This is a genomic window from Pseudomonas sp. P5_A2_2, assembly GCF_054177685.1.
Genome location: NZ_JBGCUL010000003.1, coordinates 54,646 through 72,295, shown reverse-complemented (window position 1 = coordinate 72,295; position 17,650 = coordinate 54,646). Strand labels below are relative to the sequence as shown.

Below are 17,650 nucleotides of genomic sequence, written 5' to 3'. Positions count from 1 at the left end.
TTCCCCGCACAACCGCCGGATTTACGCAGCCTGATCCTTGACCACAAGAGCTTCGCGATCTTTTGCTCGCTCGCCCTGATCGGCTTCGCCTTATATCCGGTTCTTGTCCATCGGCTCGCGGTTTCGATTCACGCTTCCTCCCCACACTCGGTCGCCCTCATGCAGTTGCGCTTCACTTCGTTCGCTGTGGTCAGCTTACGACGGGACTTTCACCCGCAAGATTGCGCCCATGCTGGGCGCACAAAAAAAGGGGAGCACATGCCCCCCCGAGGTTTAAAACGTTGTTATCGCGGCTGTTAACTCAGCCTTCGATCTCGATCAGAATCTCGCCCGGGTTCACCCGGTCGCCCTTGGCCACGTGAATGGCGGTGACTTTACCGGCGATGGCCGCCTGGACTTCGGTTTCCATCTTCATCGCTTCGGTGATCAACACGGCCTGGCCTGCCTTGACGGTGTCGCCCTCCTTGACCAGCACGTCGACGATGTTGCCCGGCATGGTGGTGCTGACGTGACCCGGTGCAGTGGCTTGCTTGCGCTTGCTGCTGCCGCCGCCAACGAATTCATTGAGCGGTTCGAACACCACTTCTTCCGGCATGCCGTCGATGGACAGGTAGAAGTGACGCTTGCCTTCAGYCTTGACGCCGACACCGGTGATGTCGACGCGGTAGGTTTCGCCGTGAACGTCGATGACGAACTCAGTCGGTACGCCTTCGCCACCAGCCGAGGCGACGCCGCCGGCTTCAGGAATCGGCAACAGCACTTCAGGTGTCAGGGTGCCCGCAGCACGCTCTTCGAGGAACTTGCGGCCGATGTCCGGGAACATGGCGAAGGTCAGCACGTCCTCTTCAGACTTGGCCAGTGCGCCGATGTCGGCACGCAGCTTGGCCATTTCCGGCTTCAGCAGATCGGCCGGGCGAACGTCGATCACTTCTTCGCTGCCGATGGCCTGGCGACGCAGTTGTTCGTTCACGGTGCCCGGCGCCTTGCCGTAGCCGCCTTGCAGGTACAGCTTCACTTCGTTGGTGATGGTCTTGTAGCGCTCGCCGGCCAGCACGTTGAAGAACGCCTGGGTGCCGACGATCTGCGAAGTCGGGGTCACCAGCGGCGGGAAGCCGAGGTCTTCACGAACACGCGGAATTTCGGCCAGCACTTCGCTCATGCGATTCAGTGCGCCCTGCTCTTTCAACTGATTGGCCAGGTTGGAAATCATCCCGCCCGGTACCTGGTTGACTTGAACACGGGTGTCGACGGCGGTGAATTCGCTTTCGAACTGGTGGTACTTCTTGCGCACGGCGTAGAAGTACAGACCGATCTCCTGCAGCAGCTCCAGGTTCAGACCGGTGTCGAACTCGCTGCCTTTAAGGGCGGCGACCATCGACTCGGTGCCCGGGTGGCTGGTGCCCCAGGCGAAGCTGGAGATCGCGGTGTCGATGTGATCGGCGCCGTTTTCGATGGCCTTCATCTGGCACATCGCAGCCAGGCCAGCGGTGTCGTGGGAGTGAATGAACACTGGCAGCGACTGCTCGGCTTTCAATGCCTTGACCAGTTCGCCGGTGGCGTACGGGGTCAGCAAACCGGCCATGTCCTTGATCGCCACCGAATCGCAACCCATGGCTTCCATTTGCTTGGCCTGGTTCACGAAGGCCTCGATGGTGTGCACCGGGCTGGTGGTGTAGGCGATGGTGCCCTGGGCGTGTTTGCCGGCGGCTTTCACCGCTTCGATGGCCACGCGCAGGTTACGCACGTCGTTCATGGCATCGAAGATGCGGAACACGTCGATGCCGTTGACCGCTGCCTTGGCGACGAAGGCTTTGACCACGTCGTCGCTGTAGTGGCGGTAGCCCAGCAGGTTCTGGCCGCGCAACAGCATTTGCAGGCGGGTGTTAGGCAGCGCGGCGCGCAGTTGGCGCAGACGCTCCCACGGGTCTTCTTTCAGGAAACGTACGCAGGCGTCGAACGTTGCGCCGCCCCAGCACTCCAGCGACCAGTAGCCGACTTTGTCGAGCTTGTCGCAGATCGGCAGCATGTCTTCGGTGCGCATGCGGGTCGCGAGCAGCGATTGGTGGGCGTCGCGCAGGATCGTGTCGGTTACATGAATTTTCTTGGACATTGTTCTATTCCTCACAGGCCTGCGTGGGCGGCGATGGCGGCGGCGATGGCCAGGGCCAGCTCTTCGGGTTTGCGCTTGATCGAGTAGTTGGTCAGTTCAGGGTGGCTTTCAACGAAGCTGGTGTTGAACTGGCCGCTACGGAATTCCGGGTTACGCAGGATTTCCTGGTAGTACGCGGCGGTGGTCTTGACCCCTTGCAGGCGCATGTCGTCCAGGGCGCGCAGGCCACGGTCCATCGCCTCTTCCCAGGTCAGCGCCCACACCACCAGTTTCAGGCACATCGAGTCGTAGTACGGCGGGATGGTGTAACCGGTGTAAATCGCCGTGTCAGTGCGCACGCCAGGGCCGCCGGGGGCGTAGTAACGGGTGATCTTGCCGAAGCTCGGCAGGAAGTTGTTCTTCGGGTCTTCGGCGTTGATCCGAAATTGCAGGGCGAAACCACGGTGCTGGATGTCTTCCTGCTTCACCGAAAGCGGCAGGCCGGAGGCAATGCGGATCTGCTCGCGGACAATGTCGATTCCGGTGATTTCTTCGGTGATGGTGTGTTCCACCTGCACCCGGGTGTTCATCTCCATGAAGTACACCTCGCCCTCGGCGAGCAGGAACTCCACGGTGCCGGCGTTCTCGTAACCCACGGCCTTGGCTGCGCGCACCGACAGGTCGCCGATGTAGGCGCGCTGTTCCGGGGTCAGTTGCGGGCTCGGGGCGATCTCGATCAGTTTCTGGTTGCGGCGCTGGATCGAACAGTCACGCTCGAACAGGTGCACCACATTGCCGAAGCTGTCGCCAAGAATCTGCGCTTCGATGTGCTTCGGATTGACGATGCATTTTTCCAGGAACACTTCCGCCGAACCAAAAGCCTTGGTGGCCTCGGAAATGACCCGTGGGAAAGCCTGTTCAAGTTCTTCACGGCTGTTGCAGCGACGAATGCCGCGGCCGCCACCACCGGAAGTGGCCTTGAGCATCACCGGGTAACCGATGCGATCACCTTCGGTCAGGGCTTCTTCGATGCCCGACACGTTGCCTTCGGTGCCCGGTGTAACCGGGACGCCGGCCTTGATCATACTGCGGCGGGCTTCGGTCTTGTCGCCCATGCGGCGAATGACTTCAGCCGATGGACCAATGAATTTGATTCCGCGCTCGGCGCAGATCTCCGCCAGTTCGGCGTTTTCCGAAAGGAATCCGTAGCCTGGGTGCAACGCATCACAGCCGGTTTCCACCGCCAGGTTCACCAGCTTGCGCGGGTTCAGGTAACCGGCCAGAGGTTCGGCACCAATGCTGTGGGCCTCATCTGCACGCTTTACGTGCAGGGCATGACGGTCGGCGTCGGAGTAGATCGCGACCGAGCGAATCCCCATTTCGGCGCAGGCACGTACGATTCGTACGGCAATCTCACCACGGTTGGCGATCAGGATCTTTGTTATCACTTGGAGGTTCCCTTGAGCCGGTGTACCCACGACCTGCTAGACCAGGTCGACGAGTGACCAAATGTTTCAGTTTGGTCGCAGGTCCACACTAGCGCCCACAAGGGATTAACAAAAATGAATAAAAATTGGGTCGTGCATAAGTAAAGACTTATAGTTGATTCACCAGCCAGCGACGAGAGTGACCAGATAATGCGTAAGTCATTGATGCGTATGACTTTACGGCAATTGCAGATCTTCAACGAGGTCTGTGATTTGCGGTCCTACAGCCGTGCGGCCGAGGAAATGTCGCTCACACAACCTGCCGTCAGCCTGCAGATTCGTCAACTTGAAGAGCTGATTGGCCAGCCTTTGTTCGATTACGTCGGCAAAAAACTCTACATGACCGAAGCGGCTGAAGCGTTACAGCGGGCCAGTCGGGATATTTTCGGGCGCCTGGAAAACCTCGACATGCAGCTGTCGGACATGCAGGGCTCGTTGCAGGGGCAACTGAAACTGGCGATCGAATCCAGCGCCAAATACTTCGTACCGCATCTGTTTGCCGCGTTCAAACGCCAGCACCCGGAAGTGAACCTGCAATTGACGGTGGTCAATCGTGGCCAGGTCATTCGGCGCCTGTCGGACAACCGCGACGACCTGGTGATCATGTCCATGGTGCCGCAGGACATGGGCCTGGAATTCCTGCCGTTCCTGAACAACCCGATCGTCGCCGTGGCGCCACCGGATCACCCGCTGTGTCATATGGGGCCGCTGCGCCTGCAGGATCTCGAGCCCTACACCCTTCTGCTGCGCGAACCCGGCTCGGGGACGCGGCTTGCGTGCGAAGAATACTTCAAGGAGAAGCGCGTGCACTTCAACCAGACTCAGGAAGTCTCGTCTGCCGAAGCTCAGCGCGAATGTGTACTGGCAGGCCTGGGCGTTGCGCTGTTGACGCGCCACGCCCTGAGCCTTGAGCTGGCAACCGGTGGACTGATCGAGCTACCGGTCGAGGAGCTGCCACTGTTTCGCAGTTGGTGCCTGGTGCAGGCCAAGGCGAAACGCCTGTCACCGGTGGCGCACGCCTTCCTGGCGTTTATCCGTAGCGAACGGCTTCAGATCAGCGCGCTGGCTGAGCGCTTCGACGGGAAGTCGAGGCAGATGCCTGCCAGAAGTTGAGTTCCAACTCCGGAAAATCGCCAATTTCGGCCAGAAGCTGACGGCGTTCGCAGCGATCTTCGATGGCGCGGCGGAATTCCATGCGGCGCTGATCTTCTTGCTGACGACGGGTTCTGACAGCGCTGTTGCGTTCTTCGTAGGGCATGGCCATTTCGAGTCTCCCAAGGCGAGTACGGGAGTTTCAAGATAGGCGCGGGGGATGACGGTTTGGCGGCTCGGGCGTTACAGGCTGATGAAAGTTGCGGTGTATTCTAGGCCGCCATCGCGAGCAAGCTCGCTCCCACAATGGATCTCGAGCGCTGCACAAATTGCATTTACAGCACTGAACCCTGTGGGAGCGAGCCTGCTCGCGATTAAGGTCGGAACGACCTTACGACGACGTCAGTCGTCCAGCGCTTTCACCGACTTGGGCGACAACCGCAAGCTGCGCAGGCTGCGCTTGACGCTCTTGAGGTGGTTGACCAGGCTCGGGCCACGGGCCATGGCCACGCCCATCGCCAGCACATCGATCACCACCAGGTGGGCGATCCGCGAAGTCAGCGGCGTATAGATTTCAGTGTCTTCATGCACATCGATCGCCAGATTGACCGTAGACAGCTCGGCCAATGGCGTCTGGCTCGGGCACAAGGTAATCAACGAGGCACCGCTTTCACGCACCAGGTTGGCGGTGATCAACAGGTCCTTGGAGCGCCCGGACTGGGAAATGCAGATCGCCACGTCGGTTGGCTTGAGCGTTACGGCCGACATCGCCTGCATGTGCGGGTCGGAATAAGCCGCTGCTGTCAGCAGCAAACGGAAGAACTTGTGCTGGGCGTCCGCCGCAACCGCACCCGAGGCGCCGAAGCCGTAGAACTCGACACGCTGGGCCTGGGACATCAGTGTCACTGCCCGCTGCAATTCCAGCGGATCGAGCTTCTCGCGAACCTCCATCAGGGTATGCAGGGTGGTGTCGAAGATTTTCAGGCTGTAGTCGGCGACCGAATCGTCTTCGTGGATCGCAAACTGGCCGAAACTCGCACCTGCCGCCAGGCTCTGGGCCAGCTTCAGCTTCAGGTCCTGAAAGCCGGAACAACCGATGGCACGGCAAAAACGCACGATGGTCGGTTCGCTGATGCCCACGCTGTGGGCCAGGTCAGCCATGGAGCTGTGCATCACGGCCGCAGGATCGAGCAGCACGTGGTCGGCGACCTTGAGCTCCGACTTGCGTAACAGGTGGCGAGACTGGGCGATGTGTTGCAGCAGGTTCAAGGGGCTGGACTCTTTGTTATTGGCAGGTGCCGGTGATGTAGCACGCTTGTAGTTATACTACATGAATCGGCTTTTTGCCTGCTCAATGCGTAACCGAATCCCTCGATTTCAGGTGCCCGCGCTTCATGTAGCACTCATGGCGCCTGTCCAGGTGCGCCGAGTGCGCGTTTAAATGGACAAAAGCGCCTTACGTATCCTCGTCAGCTTGCGGCTTGCGTGTGCAGTAAACCCGCCAATGTCTCGGCCTCAACCGGGCGACTGATCAAATAGCCCTGTACTTCATCGCAGCGCTCGGCTTTCAAAAACTCAAGCTGTTCTCCCCGCTCCACCCCTTCCGCCACGACCTTCAGAGACAGGCCATGAGCCATGGCAATGATCGCCCGGGTGATCGCCGCATCCTCGGCGCCCTCACCCAAGCCACGGATAAACGCCTGATCAATCTTCACGTAATCCACCGGGATCCGCTTGAGATAGCTCAGGGATGAGTAGCCAGTGCCAAAATCATCAATGGCCAGTTTCACCCCGAGATCACGCAATTGCTGGAAGGTTGCGATGATGTGCTCGACGCTGTCCAGCAACTGGCTTTCGGTGAGTTCCAGCTCCAGGAGATGCGGTGCCAGCCCGGTTTCTTCCAGCACCTGTCGCACCAGGCTGACCAATTTGCCCTGGCGCAATTGATGCACCGACAAGTTGACCGACACTCGAATCGCTTCAAGCCCCTGCCGCTGCCACTCACAGGCTTGCCAGCAGGCCTGACGCAGCACGAACTCACCGATCGGGCCGATCAATCCGGTTTCTTCAGCCAGGCCGATGAAATCCCCCGGCGGCACACGGCCCATGGTCGGATGATCCCAACGCACCAAGGCTTCAGCGGCATTCAACCTGCCCGTAGCAAGGCACAGTTTCGGTTGGTAAAACACCTTCAGTTGTTTGTCTTCGATGGCTTTGCGCAAGTGGTTTTCCAGCTGTAAACGCTCCAGCGTGCTGGCTTGCAAACTGTCGGTATAAAACTGGAAATTATCACCACCCAGGTGTTTGGCGTGCTGCATGGCCATGTTCGACTGACTGACCAATGCAGAAATTTCCCGGGCGCTGTCCGGCAACAAGCTGATGCCCATCGACACGCTGACCACCAGTTCATGCCCCTCAATGGTCACCGGCAAACGCAACTTGCTCGCCAGGCGAGTCGCCACCCGGGCCAGGCTCGAAAGGTTGCCGTAAGCGTTGAACAGCACGGCAAACTCATCACCGGAAAGGCGCGCGATGGTGTCTGCTTCAGGCAATGCATTCACCAGCCGCCGGGCCATTTTCTGCAGCAACTGATCGGCGACTTCATGCCCGAGGCTGTCGTTGAGTTGCTTGAACCGATCGAGATTGATGTGCAGCAATGCCAGGCTGCGATAACCGCCCTGTCGCACTCGTTGATGAGCCTCGCTGAGTCGTTCGCGAAACATCGCGCGGTTGGCCAGACCGGTCAGTTCGTCGTAGTGGGTCAGATAGCGCATGCGCTCTTCGGATTCTCGACGGGCTGAGAGATCGGCGAAAAAGCCCACAATATGGCTGACATTTCCCCGAGTATCGCGCACAGCATTCAGTTGCAGCCATTGCGGATACATCTCGCCGCTCTTGCGGGTTTCCACCAATTCGCCTTGCCAGCTGCCTTGCTGTTCCAGCGCCTGATGTATTGCGGCGTAATGCCGACGCGCATCGCGACTGCATGGCAGTTCAATGACATTACGTCCGATCATGTCTTCGATGTCATAGCCGGTCACCCGACTAAAGGCTTGATTGATCGCGATCAGGGCGTAGTTCGGATCGAAAATCACGATCCCTTCGCTGGCCGCCTCGAACACGGTCGCTGCCAGTTGCTGCTGCTCTTCCAGGCCTTTGCTGACGCTGATGTCGCGGCGAGTGCCGACCATGCGAATCACCCGGCCGTTCTCGGCGCGCTCGACCGCCCGCCCGCGGTCCTCGATCCAGACCCAGTGGCCGTCGCCATGCCGCACGCGATACTCGATTTGATAGTCCTCGGTGCGGCCCTTCAAATGCTCGACCAGCGCCCGTTTCAGCGCAGGAAGATCCTCGGGGTGAAGGCGCGGCTTGAGGTGACGCAATATCGCCGTGACCTGTTCCGGCTCCAGGCCGAACAATTCCTGAATCTGCGTGTGATGGACTTCGTCGGTTTGCAGATTCCAGTCCCACAACCCCAACTCGCTGGCCTTCAATGCCAGCGCCAGACGCGCCTCACTCTTGCTCAGTGCCTGGTTGGCGGCATCCAGTTCCAGGTTGCGCTGAGCGACACGGTTTTCCAGGTCGATCTGGATTTCTCGCAATTCATCCTCGGCACGTCGACGCTGTTCAATCTCCTTGGCCAACTTCTGATTGAGCTGATCACTGCAGCTTTGTGCCTGCTGCAGATGCTCGATCAGCGCCTGATTCTGAAAGCGCCGCATCAAGCCCCGATCGATCAATCGATTGACTTGCCAGGCAACCACGCTCAATGCACCGAGCAGGATCAGCCCGAACCAGCCCCAACCTTGCTGCTGTTCGTCAGCCCCCCAAAACATATAGGCGATGGCCGGCAACAGGCAGGGCAAGGTAAATGACAGAAAGGCCGGCAAACTGACCGCATAAGCAACACTGGCCGAGAGCGCTGCGGCACCGATGAGGCCGAAGACCCAGGCTTGCTGAATGAAGTTATCGGCGGGAACCAGGGCGATGCCGGCACCAGCCAGGGTCAGACCGGTGAGGCCGGAGCCCAGCAAAAACATCCGTCGCCAAATGGGATGGGCCTGACGATTGGGAATGGCCGAATCGAAGGCTGCGACCTGAATCACCCGCAACGCCACCAATGACAATAACCACACCAGCCAGACACTGACCAGGAAATAGCGCTGCGGACTCCAGAGCAAACCGGCGCAGACCAGGCCATTGATCAGCATGAACAACGTGGGCAACAGCGAGCCCTGATACAACAGGCGCGTGCGTTCGACCGCCATTTCCATGGCGTACTGTTTACGGATGACCCTGGGCTCCACAATGGGGCCCGACAGGTCGAAGCTGAGGGTCATAGGCGATGTTCTTGTTCTTATAATGATGAGCATGGGCCCGAAACTGCTCGGAGCATACACAAGCAATTGCCCGGACCAAACTGCTGCAGATCAATAAATGGCCAAATTTTTTCAGCCGCCGATCCCCCTGAAAACGCTACGGACACGCCCCGCCAACGCCTGCAGCCAATGACCGACCGGTCGTCCTTCACTTAACTTTCATCGGCTAAAGCAAAGTGGAGTTTGCCCGGTGTGTCGCCGCCCCCTAGAATGCCCCGATGCGCGATGATCTCTCCCTTCTGCTGAACTCCCTCAACGATGCCCAACGCCAGGCTGTAGCAGCCCCCGTGGGTCGTCAGTTGGTCCTGGCCGGTGCTGGTTCCGGTAAAACCCGAGTGCTGGTGCACCGTATCGCCTGGCTGATCCAGGTCGAAAACGCCTCGCCCCACTCCATCCTGTCGGTGACCTTCACCAACAAGGCCGCTGCCGAGATGCGCCAGCGCATCGAACAGCTGATGGGTATCAACCCGGCCGGCATGTGGGTCGGCACCTTCCACGGCCTGGCGCACCGCTTGCTGCGGGCGCACTGGCAGGAAGCGGGCTTAAGCCAGACGTTCCAGATTCTCGACAGCGACGACCAGCAACGGCTGGTCAAGCGGGTGATCCGCGAGCTCGGCCTGGACGAACAGCGTTGGCCGGCCCGTCAGGCCCAGTGGTTCATCAACGGGCAGAAAGACGAAGGCCTGCGTCCGCAACACATTCAAGCCAGCGGCGACCTGTTCCTGGCGACCATGCGCGGCATTTATGAAGCCTACGAGGCCGCTTGCCTGCGCGCAGGCGTTATCGACTTCTCCGAGTTGCTGCTGCGTGCTCTCGATCTGTGGCGGGACCATCCGGGGCTGCTGGCGCACTATCAGAAGCGCTTCCGGCACATTCTGGTGGACGAGTTCCAGGACACCAACGCCGTGCAATACGCCTGGTTGCGCCTGCTGGCCAAGGGTGGCGACAGCCTGATGGTGGTGGGCGACGATGACCAGTCGATCTACGGCTGGCGCGGCGCGAAAATCGAGAACATCTACCAGTACTCCGAAGACTTCCCGGACGCCGAAACCATTCGCCTGGAGCAAAACTATCGCTCCACCGCCGGCATCCTGAAGGCTGCCAACGCCTTGATCGCCAATAACACCGGGCGCTTGGGCAAAGAGCTATGGACAGACGGCGGCGACGGCGAAGCGATCAACCTGTACGCCGCCTTCAACGAACACGACGAAGCACGCTACGTTGTCGAAACCATCGAAAGTGCGCTGAAAACCGGCTTGTCTCGCAGCGATATCGCGATTCTGTACCGCTCCAACGCCCAATCGCGGGTTCTGGAAGAAGCCTTGCTGCGCGAGCGCATTCCCTATCGCATCTATGGCGGCCAGCGCTTCTTCGAACGCGCCGAAATCAAGAACGCCATGGCCTACATGCGCTTGCTCGAAGGCCGTGGCAACGATGCGGCTCTGGAGCGGGTCATTAACGTGCCGGCCCGTGGCATCGGCGAGAAAACCGTCGAAGCGATCCGCGACCATGCGCGCCACAGCGATGTGTCGATGTGGGAAGCGATGCGCCAACTGGTGGCCAACAAAGGCCTGACCGGTCGCGCGGCCGGTGCCCTTGGCGCGTTTATCGAGCTGATCGAGAACCTCGCCGCCAAGTGCATGGAAATGCCGCTGCACCTGATGACCCAGACCGTCATCGAGCAGTCGGGGTTGATCGCCTATCACGAAGCGGAAAAAGGCGAGAAAGGCCAGGCCCGGGTGGAAAACCTCGAGGAACTGGTCAGCGCCGCGCGCAACTTCGAAAACAGCGAAGAAGACGAAGACCTGACGCCATTGGCGGCGTTCCTCGGTCACGCGTCACTGGAGGCCGGCGATACGCAGGCCGACGAGCACGAAGACAGCATTCAACTGATGACCCTGCACAGCGCCAAGGGCCTGGAATTCCCTTACGTGTTCCTGGTGGGCATGGAGGAAGGCCTGTTCCCGCACAAGATGAGCCTGGAAGAACCCGGCCGCCTTGAGGAAGAGCGTCGTCTGGCCTACGTCGGCATCACCCGGGCCATGCAGAACCTGGTGATGACCTATGCTGAAACCCGGCGCCTTTATGGCAGCGAGACCTACAACAAGGTGTCGCGCTTCGTACGCGAAGTTCCGAAAGGCCTGATTCAGGAGGTGCGGTTGTCCAACAGCGTCAGCCGTCCGTTCGGTGGCAACCAGTCGATGAGTGGCAGCAACCTGTTCAGCGGCAGCGAGATTCCGGAAACCGGCTTCAGTCTGGGTCAGACTGTGCGCCATTCGATCTTCGGTGACGGCGTGATCCTCAACTTCGAGGGCGCCGGTGCACAGGCCCGGGTGCAGGTGAACTTCAGCGAAGGCAGCAAGTGGCTGATGCTGGGTTACGCCAAGCTGGAAGCGATCTAGCTTTTCTGTGGGAGCAAGCTCGCTCCCACAGGTTGTAGACAGGCTCCAGGCCGATATCTGAATTTAAAGGTGCGATGAGATGGGCTCAGGCTTTTTTTCTTCCTGGACATTCTGGGCCCTGTTATCGGCGGCATTCGCGGCGATGACCGCCATTTTCGCGAAAGTTGGCATCGAAAACGTCAATTCCGACTTCGCCACCCTGCTACGTACGATAGTGGTATTGGTCAGCCTGGCCTTGATTTTGTACGCCACGGGCCAATATCAGTCATTGGGATCGATCTCTGCAAAGAGCTACCTGTTCCTGCTGTTGTCCGGTCTGGCTACTGGTGCGTCGTGGATCTGCTATTTCCGCGCACTCAAGGTCGGTCCGGCGTCACTGGTTGCCCCGGTGGACAAACTCAGCGTGGTGCTGGTGGCCGTTCTTGGCGTAGTCCTGCTGGGTGAAAAACTCGACCTGCGTCAATGGGGCGGAATCGGTCTGATCACGGCCGGAGTCGTCATGCTGGCATTACGTCGCTAGGCGACCGTCCTACAAAACTTATCCACTCATCTGACATATCAAAGTCAAAAGGCCCTATTGCGCTGACTGAAGCTGAATGAAACCTGTCAGGCAAAAGCCCGAAACACTCTGCCGCTAGCCAGTAACACTTCAGCTGTGCAACATGGCGCGCGTGCCTTCCACAAATGGGAATTCCCTTTATGAAACGTTTTCTTAGCATCGCCATGGCGTTGTGCATCGGCCTGACGATGAGTCTCGACGTCAATGCCGCCAAGCGCTTCGGTGGTGGCAAAAGCGCCGGCGCTGCGCCGACACACCAGACCAGCCAGATGGCTCCTTCTTCTCCAGGCATGGGCGGCGCTGCGGCGACCGCTGGTGCTGCCGGCGCCGCTGGCGCCGCCGCCAAGGCCGGTGGCGCCTCGCGCTGGCTCGGCCCTCTGGCCGGTATCGCGGCCGGTGGCCTGCTGGCCTCCATGTTCATGGGTGACGGCTTCCAGGGCATGCAGATCTTCGACATCCTGATCATGGCGGTTATCGCGTTCCTGGTCTTCCGCTTCATCGCCGCCCGTCGTCGCAAGCAGCAGGAGCATTACGCTCCGGCCGGTCATGCGCCGATGCAGCGTGAAGCGTTCGAACAAAAGCCTGCCGGCGGTTCGATCTTCGGTGGTTCGGCTGCGCCTGTTGCCGCTCGTCCAGTGATCAATGCTCCAGCCTGGTTCAACGAAAGAAACTTCGTCGAAGCGGCTCGCAATCACTTCCAGTCCCTGCAACAGCACTGGGACGCCAACGAAATGGACAAGATCGCCGAGTTCGTGACCCCGCAAATGCTGGAATTCCTCAAGCGTGAGCGTGCTGACCTGGGTGACGGTTTCCAGTCCACCTACATTGATAACCTCAATGTACAACTGGACGGCGTGGACGATCGCGCCGACAAGACCATCGCTACCCTGACCTTCACTGGCGTGTCGAAAACCTCGCGTTTCGACCAGGGCGAAGTCTTCAGCGAAAGCTGGAACATGGAACGTGCACAGGGCGAAAACCAGCCTTGGCTGGTGGCTGGTATCCGCCAGAACGGCTGATCCCGCGTAGAACTTCACTTGCTGTAAAAAAAACCCCGGCTCAGGCCGGGGTTTTCTATTTCGCGGTTGCATCTATAGCGAGCTACTGTATAAACCGCCCCATATAAACCGCGCCATACAAGCAAGAGGATCCCGGACGTGGAAGAAATCATCGAACAACTGCGTGAAGCCAACGAACCGGTACCGGTCCCCTTGGAATTGCCTGACGAAGACCTGCTGGTCGAAATCGAAGAACAACTGTTCATCGACATTCCGTTCGTCTTCAGAGAGTTTCTGCTGACCGTCAGCGACGTGGTCTACGGCAGCCTGGAACCGGTCACCGTGACCGACCCGCAATCCCACACCTACCTGCCCGACGTTGCCGCCAACGCCTGGGACGCCGGCGTCGATCGCAGCCTGATCCCGATCTGCCAGGACGGTGATGACTACTATTGCGTCGAAGAAGACGGCACCGTGGTGCTTTGGCAAGCCGAAGAAGAGCTGATCGCCGAAGAAACCTGGGAATCGGTGTGGCACTGGGCACGGGACGTCTGGCTGGAAAGCTGACCCAGTCAACGCCGCAGGGTGGTCAATGCCCGGACGACTCTTTGTGATTGTCGAGGGTTTCCAGCAACGCCACCTGCATCCGCGTATGCACACGAATGAACCAGCGCCACAGCAGCGCCGCTACGGCGGCCGCGACCACGGCGATCAGCACCAGCAACTTGTTGGTCGGCAGAATACTGGCCGACAAGGCTGCCAGCAGTAAAAAGATCACCAGCAACGACAGAATCGGGATCACTTCGGCGATCACCCGGCGCACTCGCTGCGTGTGGCGCCCGGCCATCTCCGGCTTCACGCCCATTTCCGCCAGCAACATCGACAGTGCCTTTAGCTTGCGGTACGCCGCAATCAAAAACGGCAGCGATAACAGCAGCGCCCCACCCCAGATCAACGCCTTTTGCCAGCTTGGATCGCTGATCCAGCCTTGCAGGTAAGCTGACATACGTTCGGCGAAGTATGCCCCCGAGAAGAAGATCGCGATCACGAGCGCCAGATTGACTCCCACCTGCAGCAAAATCCGCCGAATCATGGATGCCAGTAACGCCCTCTCACCCTGAGGCTGGATGCTGCGCAGCCATTCGCCGTACATCCCCAACACTCGTCCCAGGCGTTCTGGCATGACACCGACGAGCTTGATCGACAATGGATCAGCCGCACGGATCAGATAGGGCGTCAGTAAGGTCGTGATCACCGAAACCGCCACAGCCACGGGGTATAAAAAGTTACTGGTGACCTGCAGCGTCATGCCCAGTGCCGCAATGATGAAAGAGAATTCGCCAATCTGTGAAAGACCCATCCCGACTCGCAGTGAGGTGCGTCCGTCATTGCCGGCGATAAATGCACCAAGGCCGCAGGACAACATCTTGCCGAGCACCACGGCTACGGTGATTACGGCGATTGGCCAAGCGTATTGAAGCAGGATCGCCGGATCGAGCATCAACCCGATGGCCACGAAGAAAATCGCACTGAAAAGATCACGAACCGGTTCAATCAAGCGTTCAATTTTCGGCAGTTGCCGGGATTCAGCCATGATTGCGCCGATCAGGAACGCCCCGAGGACCATGCTGTATTCAAGCTTGACCACCAGCAGGCAGAAGCCGAAACACAGGCCCAGCACGGTAATCAGTAGCATTTCGTTGCTGTCGAATCTGGCCACGTAGGCCAGCAACCGCGGCACCATCAGAATACCGATGACCAATGCGACGATCATGAACAGCGACAGCTTGCCGACTGTAGAAAACACTTCGCCGGAGCTGACCGTACCGCTGACAGCGATACTGGATAACAGCGCGATGATGCCAATGCCCAGGATGTCTTCGACGATCAGCACCCCGAATATCAACTGGGCAAACCGCTCGTTTTTCAACTTCAGGTCGTTGAGCGCCTTGACGATGATGGTGGTCGAGGAAATCGCCAGGATCGCGCCGAGGAACAGTGAGTCCATGGTGTTCCAGTCGAACCAGCGACCGATTTCGTAGCCGATCCAGATCATCAGCACGATTTCCAGGAATGCCGCGATGAATGCCGTGGCACCGACCTTGAACAACTTGCGCAGGCTGAATTCCAGGCCCAGGCAGAACATCAGGAATATCACCCCGAGTTCGGCCAGGGTCTTGATGGTTTCTTCGTCATGGATCAGGCCGAATGGCGGGGTGTGCGGGCCAATGATGAAACCGGCGACGATGTATCCCAGCACCACCGGTTGTTTCAGGCGATGGAAGACCACGGTGACCACTCCTGCGATCAACATGATCACTGCCAGATCCTGAATGAAACTGATGGCATGCATGGCGTGAGACTCCCTGGATGGCATTGCTCGATCCCCGTCCGCAGGAAAAGTCTGATCGAGCAGAACAAAAATCGGAATTGCACGTAGGAAATGCCCTTAAGTCAGGGCTTTTTGCAGGGTAACACCGCGACTTCTGGCAGAAAGGCGGTGCAATATATGGAAACAGATCGATCCGGCGTGACGGCGACTCCGCACCCGGCGTCCCGATAACTGTTGGTTTGAAAAAACCGCCGAGGCACCCGCAGAGGTGCATCCCTCAAACCTGGCCTTGACCCGTGAGAATGCTATGGAACCCGGAAACGCCCAGCTGTCGATGACGGTATTGATGACCCCCGACATGGCCAACTTCTCTGGCAATGTTCACGGCGGCACCCTGCTCAAATACCTCGACGAAGTGGCCTACGCCTGCGCCAGCCGTTATGCCGGCCGCTATGTGGTGACCCTGTCGGTGGATCAGGTCATTTTCCGTGAGCCGATCCATGTCGGCGAACTGGTGACCTTTCTCGCCTCGGTCAACTACACCGGCAACACCTCCATGGAGGTGGGAATCAAAGTGGTGACCGAGAACATCCGCGAACGCTCGGTGCGTCACACCAACAGTTGCTTCTTCACCATGGTCGCGGTGGATGACCAGCGTAAACCTGCCTCCGTACCACCGTTGCAACCGGATAACAGCGAGAGCAAGCGCCGCTTCATCCAGGCTCAGCAGCGCCGGCAGATTCGTCAGGAGCTGGAAAAGCGTTATCAGGAGATCAAGGGCGACGCCTAAGGCGGGTCGCTCTTGCGTGATCTTCGGACCGCTATCGCGAGCAAGCTCGCTCCCACAGGTACAGCATTAACCCTGTGGGAGCGAGCTTGCTCGCGATGGGGGCAGCGCCGAATCAAAGGCTGATCGACGTCGCCTCGAACCTCACCCGCGGATGGGCAATCCGGTCCTGAGCCCGAACCAGTTCCAACTCGTAGCTGGCACACGCCTGGGTTTCCAGCAGCACTTCATGCACCGCCGATGCCGTGAACTCGAACGCGGCCACCAGGCTGTCGCCCAACAGCACACGCGCCAGGAACAGACCAGACGTCAGATCGCCCACGCCCACCGGCTGACGCGGGAACGCCAGCAACGGGCGCTGCAAATGCCAGCTGCCTTCGGCCGTCACCAGCAGCATCTCGAAGACCTCTGCCGATTTGCCTGGGTAGTCCAGATGCTTGACCAGCACCGCTTTCGGGCCGCGCACCAGTAATGCACGCGCCATGGCCAGGCAATCGAACAGCGATTGCGGCTTGCGCCCGGAGAAGCTGTCCAGCTCCAACTGGTTCGGGCACATGAAGTCCGCCACGGCGGCGGCCTCTTCCAACAGGAAATCACTGACCTCCGCCGGAACACTGCAGCCCTTCTCCGGATGCCCCATGACCGGGTCACACAGGTACAGCGCCTTGGGATTCATCGACTTGATCCGCGCCACCCCTGTCAGGATCGCCCGGCCCTGGGCCGCACTGCCGAGGTAACCGGAGAGCACCGCATCGCAGTTGCCCAACTCGCCAATCGCCGCGATGCCTTCGACCAGGTCCGGGATCTGGTGCGGCGCCAGCACTTCACCGGCCCACTGACCGTACTGGGTGTGATTGGAGAACTGCACGGTGTTGAGCGGCCAGACATTCACCCCGACCCGTTGCATCGGGAAAACCGCGGCACTGTTGCCGGCGTGACCGAATACCACGTGGGACTGGATAGCGAGCAAATGCGGAGTACGTTTCATGCGGTGGATTTCCGTAAAACGATTGAAATTCTAGCCGCGCAGTATGCGACTAAACGCAGCCTGTACGACAGACCAGCGACGCAGTTAAGCTGACACTATCTTGTTGGAGCACCCTGTTGATGCTGACCCTTGGAAATATATTCGTGCTGATGCTGTTCGCCACTGCCGGCGCATGGCTATGGCACAACCACGGCTTGCGCGAGCGCGCGCTGGAGCGGGTGAAGCAGCATTGCGGCAAACTCGGGATCGAATTGCTTGACGGCAACGTGGCCTTGAAAAGAATCGCGTTCATCAGGGATGCCAGTGGTCGCCGACGCCTGGCCCGTGTGTATAACTTCGAATTCACCGTGACGGGCGAAACCCGCCACAACGGCACCATCACCCAGTTCGGTGCTCACAGCGCACAGATTGAGCTGGCACCCTACCCGGTCCCGTTCGACGAAACCGAACCAGTGGTCGAAGTGGCGAAACCTCGCGCGGAAGTGATCGAGCTGAGCCAGTGGCGTCAGGACCATACCAAGTGGCGGCCTTGAGCCG

General features: G+C 59.3%; 15 protein-coding genes. 8 read left to right on the top strand and 7 right to left on the bottom strand.

Annotation, left to right across the window (positions count from 1 at the left end):
* A partial coding sequence (locus ACXRVY_RS01190; protein WP_458236962.1) for a hypothetical protein occupies positions 1–300 on the top strand: 300 nt, incomplete at its 5' end.
* A 1-nt stretch (position 301) separates the two neighbouring features.
* Here the strand turns inward: ACXRVY_RS01190 and oadA are convergent.
* Complete coding sequence (oadA, locus tag ACXRVY_RS01185; protein ID WP_458236961.1) at positions 302–2,110, bottom strand: sodium-extruding oxaloacetate decarboxylase subunit alpha; 1,809 nt, start codon at positions 2,108–2,110, stop codon at positions 302–304.
* A gap of 11 nt (positions 2,111–2,121) precedes the next feature.
* Positions 2,122–3,537: an acetyl-CoA carboxylase biotin carboxylase subunit gene (locus ACXRVY_RS01180; protein ID WP_046038868.1), complete on the bottom strand. Its 1,416-nt coding sequence runs from the start codon at positions 3,535–3,537 to the stop codon at positions 2,122–2,124.
* A gap of 189 nt (positions 3,538–3,726) precedes the next feature.
* Between ACXRVY_RS01180 and ACXRVY_RS01175 the strand changes: the two genes are divergently transcribed.
* A complete protein-coding gene (locus ACXRVY_RS01175; protein ID WP_223459015.1) occupies positions 3,727–4,689 on the top strand; it encodes a LysR family transcriptional regulator in 963 nt (320 codons plus the stop codon).
* Here the strand turns inward: ACXRVY_RS01175 and ACXRVY_RS01170 are convergent.
* The 3 genes from ACXRVY_RS01170 to ACXRVY_RS01160 all read right to left on the bottom strand — a co-directional run bounded on the left by ACXRVY_RS01170 (position 4,631) and on the right by ACXRVY_RS01160 (position 9,008).
* Entirely contained in the window at positions 4,631–4,840 is a 210-nt protein-coding gene (locus ACXRVY_RS01170; protein ID WP_223459017.1) for a PA3496 family putative envelope integrity protein, read from the bottom strand. The two genes, ACXRVY_RS01175 and ACXRVY_RS01170, sit on opposite strands and share 59 nt — an antisense overlap.
* 230 nt (positions 4,841–5,070) lie before the next feature.
* On the bottom strand, positions 5,071–5,937 hold the full coding sequence (gene hexR / locus ACXRVY_RS01165) for a transcriptional regulator HexR (RefSeq protein WP_007954250.1): 867 nt from the start codon (positions 5,935–5,937) through the stop codon (positions 5,071–5,073).
* Between the two features lie 200 nt (positions 5,938–6,137).
* Entirely contained in the window at positions 6,138–9,008 is a 2,871-nt protein-coding gene (locus ACXRVY_RS01160; protein WP_223459019.1) for an EAL domain-containing protein, read from the bottom strand.
* A 257-nt stretch (positions 9,009–9,265) separates the two neighbouring features.
* On the opposite strand from ACXRVY_RS01160, the gene uvrD reads away from it, so the two are divergent.
* The 4 genes from uvrD to ACXRVY_RS01140 all read left to right on the top strand — a co-directional run bounded on the left by uvrD (position 9,266) and on the right by ACXRVY_RS01140 (position 13,573).
* A complete protein-coding gene (gene uvrD, locus ACXRVY_RS01155) occupies positions 9,266–11,449 on the top strand; it encodes a DNA helicase II (protein ID WP_223459021.1) in 2,184 nt (727 codons plus the stop codon).
* A gap of 79 nt (positions 11,450–11,528) precedes the next feature.
* Complete coding sequence (locus ACXRVY_RS01150) at positions 11,529–11,969, top strand: EamA family transporter (protein ID WP_007971691.1); 441 nt, start codon at positions 11,529–11,531, stop codon at positions 11,967–11,969.
* Between the two features lie 179 nt (positions 11,970–12,148).
* Complete coding sequence (locus ACXRVY_RS01145) at positions 12,149–13,027, top strand: Tim44 domain-containing protein (protein WP_104450320.1); 879 nt, start codon at positions 12,149–12,151, stop codon at positions 13,025–13,027.
* Between the two features lie 138 nt (positions 13,028–13,165).
* On the top strand, positions 13,166–13,573 hold the full coding sequence (locus ACXRVY_RS01140) for an SMI1/KNR4 family protein (RefSeq protein WP_003187120.1): 408 nt from the start codon (positions 13,166–13,168) through the stop codon (positions 13,571–13,573).
* Positions 13,574–13,595: 22 nt separating this feature from the next.
* On the opposite strand, the gene ACXRVY_RS01135 is transcribed toward ACXRVY_RS01140, so the two are convergent.
* On the bottom strand, positions 13,596–15,359 hold the full coding sequence (locus tag ACXRVY_RS01135) for a cation:proton antiporter (protein WP_457266005.1): 1,764 nt from the start codon (positions 15,357–15,359) through the stop codon (positions 13,596–13,598).
* Positions 15,360–15,645: 286 nt separating this feature from the next.
* Here ACXRVY_RS01135 and ACXRVY_RS01130 point away from each other — a divergent pair, with 286 nt between their 5' ends.
* Positions 15,646–16,128 carry an acyl-CoA thioesterase gene (locus tag ACXRVY_RS01130; RefSeq protein ID WP_056726807.1) on the top strand — a complete coding sequence of 161 codons (483 nt, stop codon included), beginning with the start codon at positions 15,646–15,648 and terminating at the stop codon, positions 16,126–16,128.
* A gap of 112 nt (positions 16,129–16,240) precedes the next feature.
* On the opposite strand, the gene pdxY is transcribed toward ACXRVY_RS01130, so the two are convergent.
* Positions 16,241–17,113 (bottom strand): pyridoxal kinase PdxY, encoded by an 873-nt coding sequence (pdxY, locus tag ACXRVY_RS01125; protein WP_046038853.1) that lies wholly within the window; start codon positions 17,111–17,113, stop codon positions 16,241–16,243.
* A 119-nt stretch (positions 17,114–17,232) separates the two neighbouring features.
* Between pdxY and ACXRVY_RS01120 the strand changes: the two genes are divergently transcribed.
* Complete coding sequence (locus ACXRVY_RS01120) at positions 17,233–17,646, top strand: DUF3301 domain-containing protein (protein ID WP_223459025.1); 414 nt, start codon at positions 17,233–17,235, stop codon at positions 17,644–17,646.
* The last annotated feature ends 4 nt before the right edge of the window (positions 17,647–17,650 follow it).

Bases quoted from the DNA above. Each gene is read 5' to 3' on its own strand.
- ACXRVY_RS01175 (WP_223459015.1), top strand. From the start codon at position 3,727: ATGCGTAAGTCATTGATGCGTATGACTTTACGGCAATTGCAGATCTTC.
- ACXRVY_RS01170 (WP_223459017.1), bottom strand. From the start codon at position 4,840: ATGGCCATGCCCTACGAAGAACGCAACAGCGCTGTCAGAACCCGTCGT.
- ACXRVY_RS01160 (WP_223459019.1), bottom strand. From the start codon at position 9,008: ATGACCCTCAGCTTCGACCTGTCGGGCCCCATTGTGGAGCCCAGGGTC.
- uvrD (WP_223459021.1), top strand. From the start codon at position 9,266: ATGCGCGATGATCTCTCCCTTCTGCTGAACTCCCTCAACGATGCCCAA.
- ACXRVY_RS01150 (WP_007971691.1), top strand. From the start codon at position 11,529: ATGGGCTCAGGCTTTTTTTCTTCCTGGACATTCTGGGCCCTGTTATCG.
- ACXRVY_RS01145 (WP_104450320.1), top strand. From the start codon at position 12,149: ATGAAACGTTTTCTTAGCATCGCCATGGCGTTGTGCATCGGCCTGACG.
- ACXRVY_RS01135 (WP_457266005.1), bottom strand. From the start codon at position 15,359: ATGCATGCCATCAGTTTCATTCAGGATCTGGCAGTGATCATGTTGATC.
- ACXRVY_RS01130 (WP_056726807.1), top strand. From the start codon at position 15,646: ATGGAACCCGGAAACGCCCAGCTGTCGATGACGGTATTGATGACCCCC.
- pdxY (WP_046038853.1), bottom strand. From the start codon at position 17,113: ATGAAACGTACTCCGCATTTGCTCGCTATCCAGTCCCACGTGGTATTC.
- ACXRVY_RS01120 (WP_223459025.1), top strand. From the start codon at position 17,233: ATGCTGACCCTTGGAAATATATTCGTGCTGATGCTGTTCGCCACTGCC.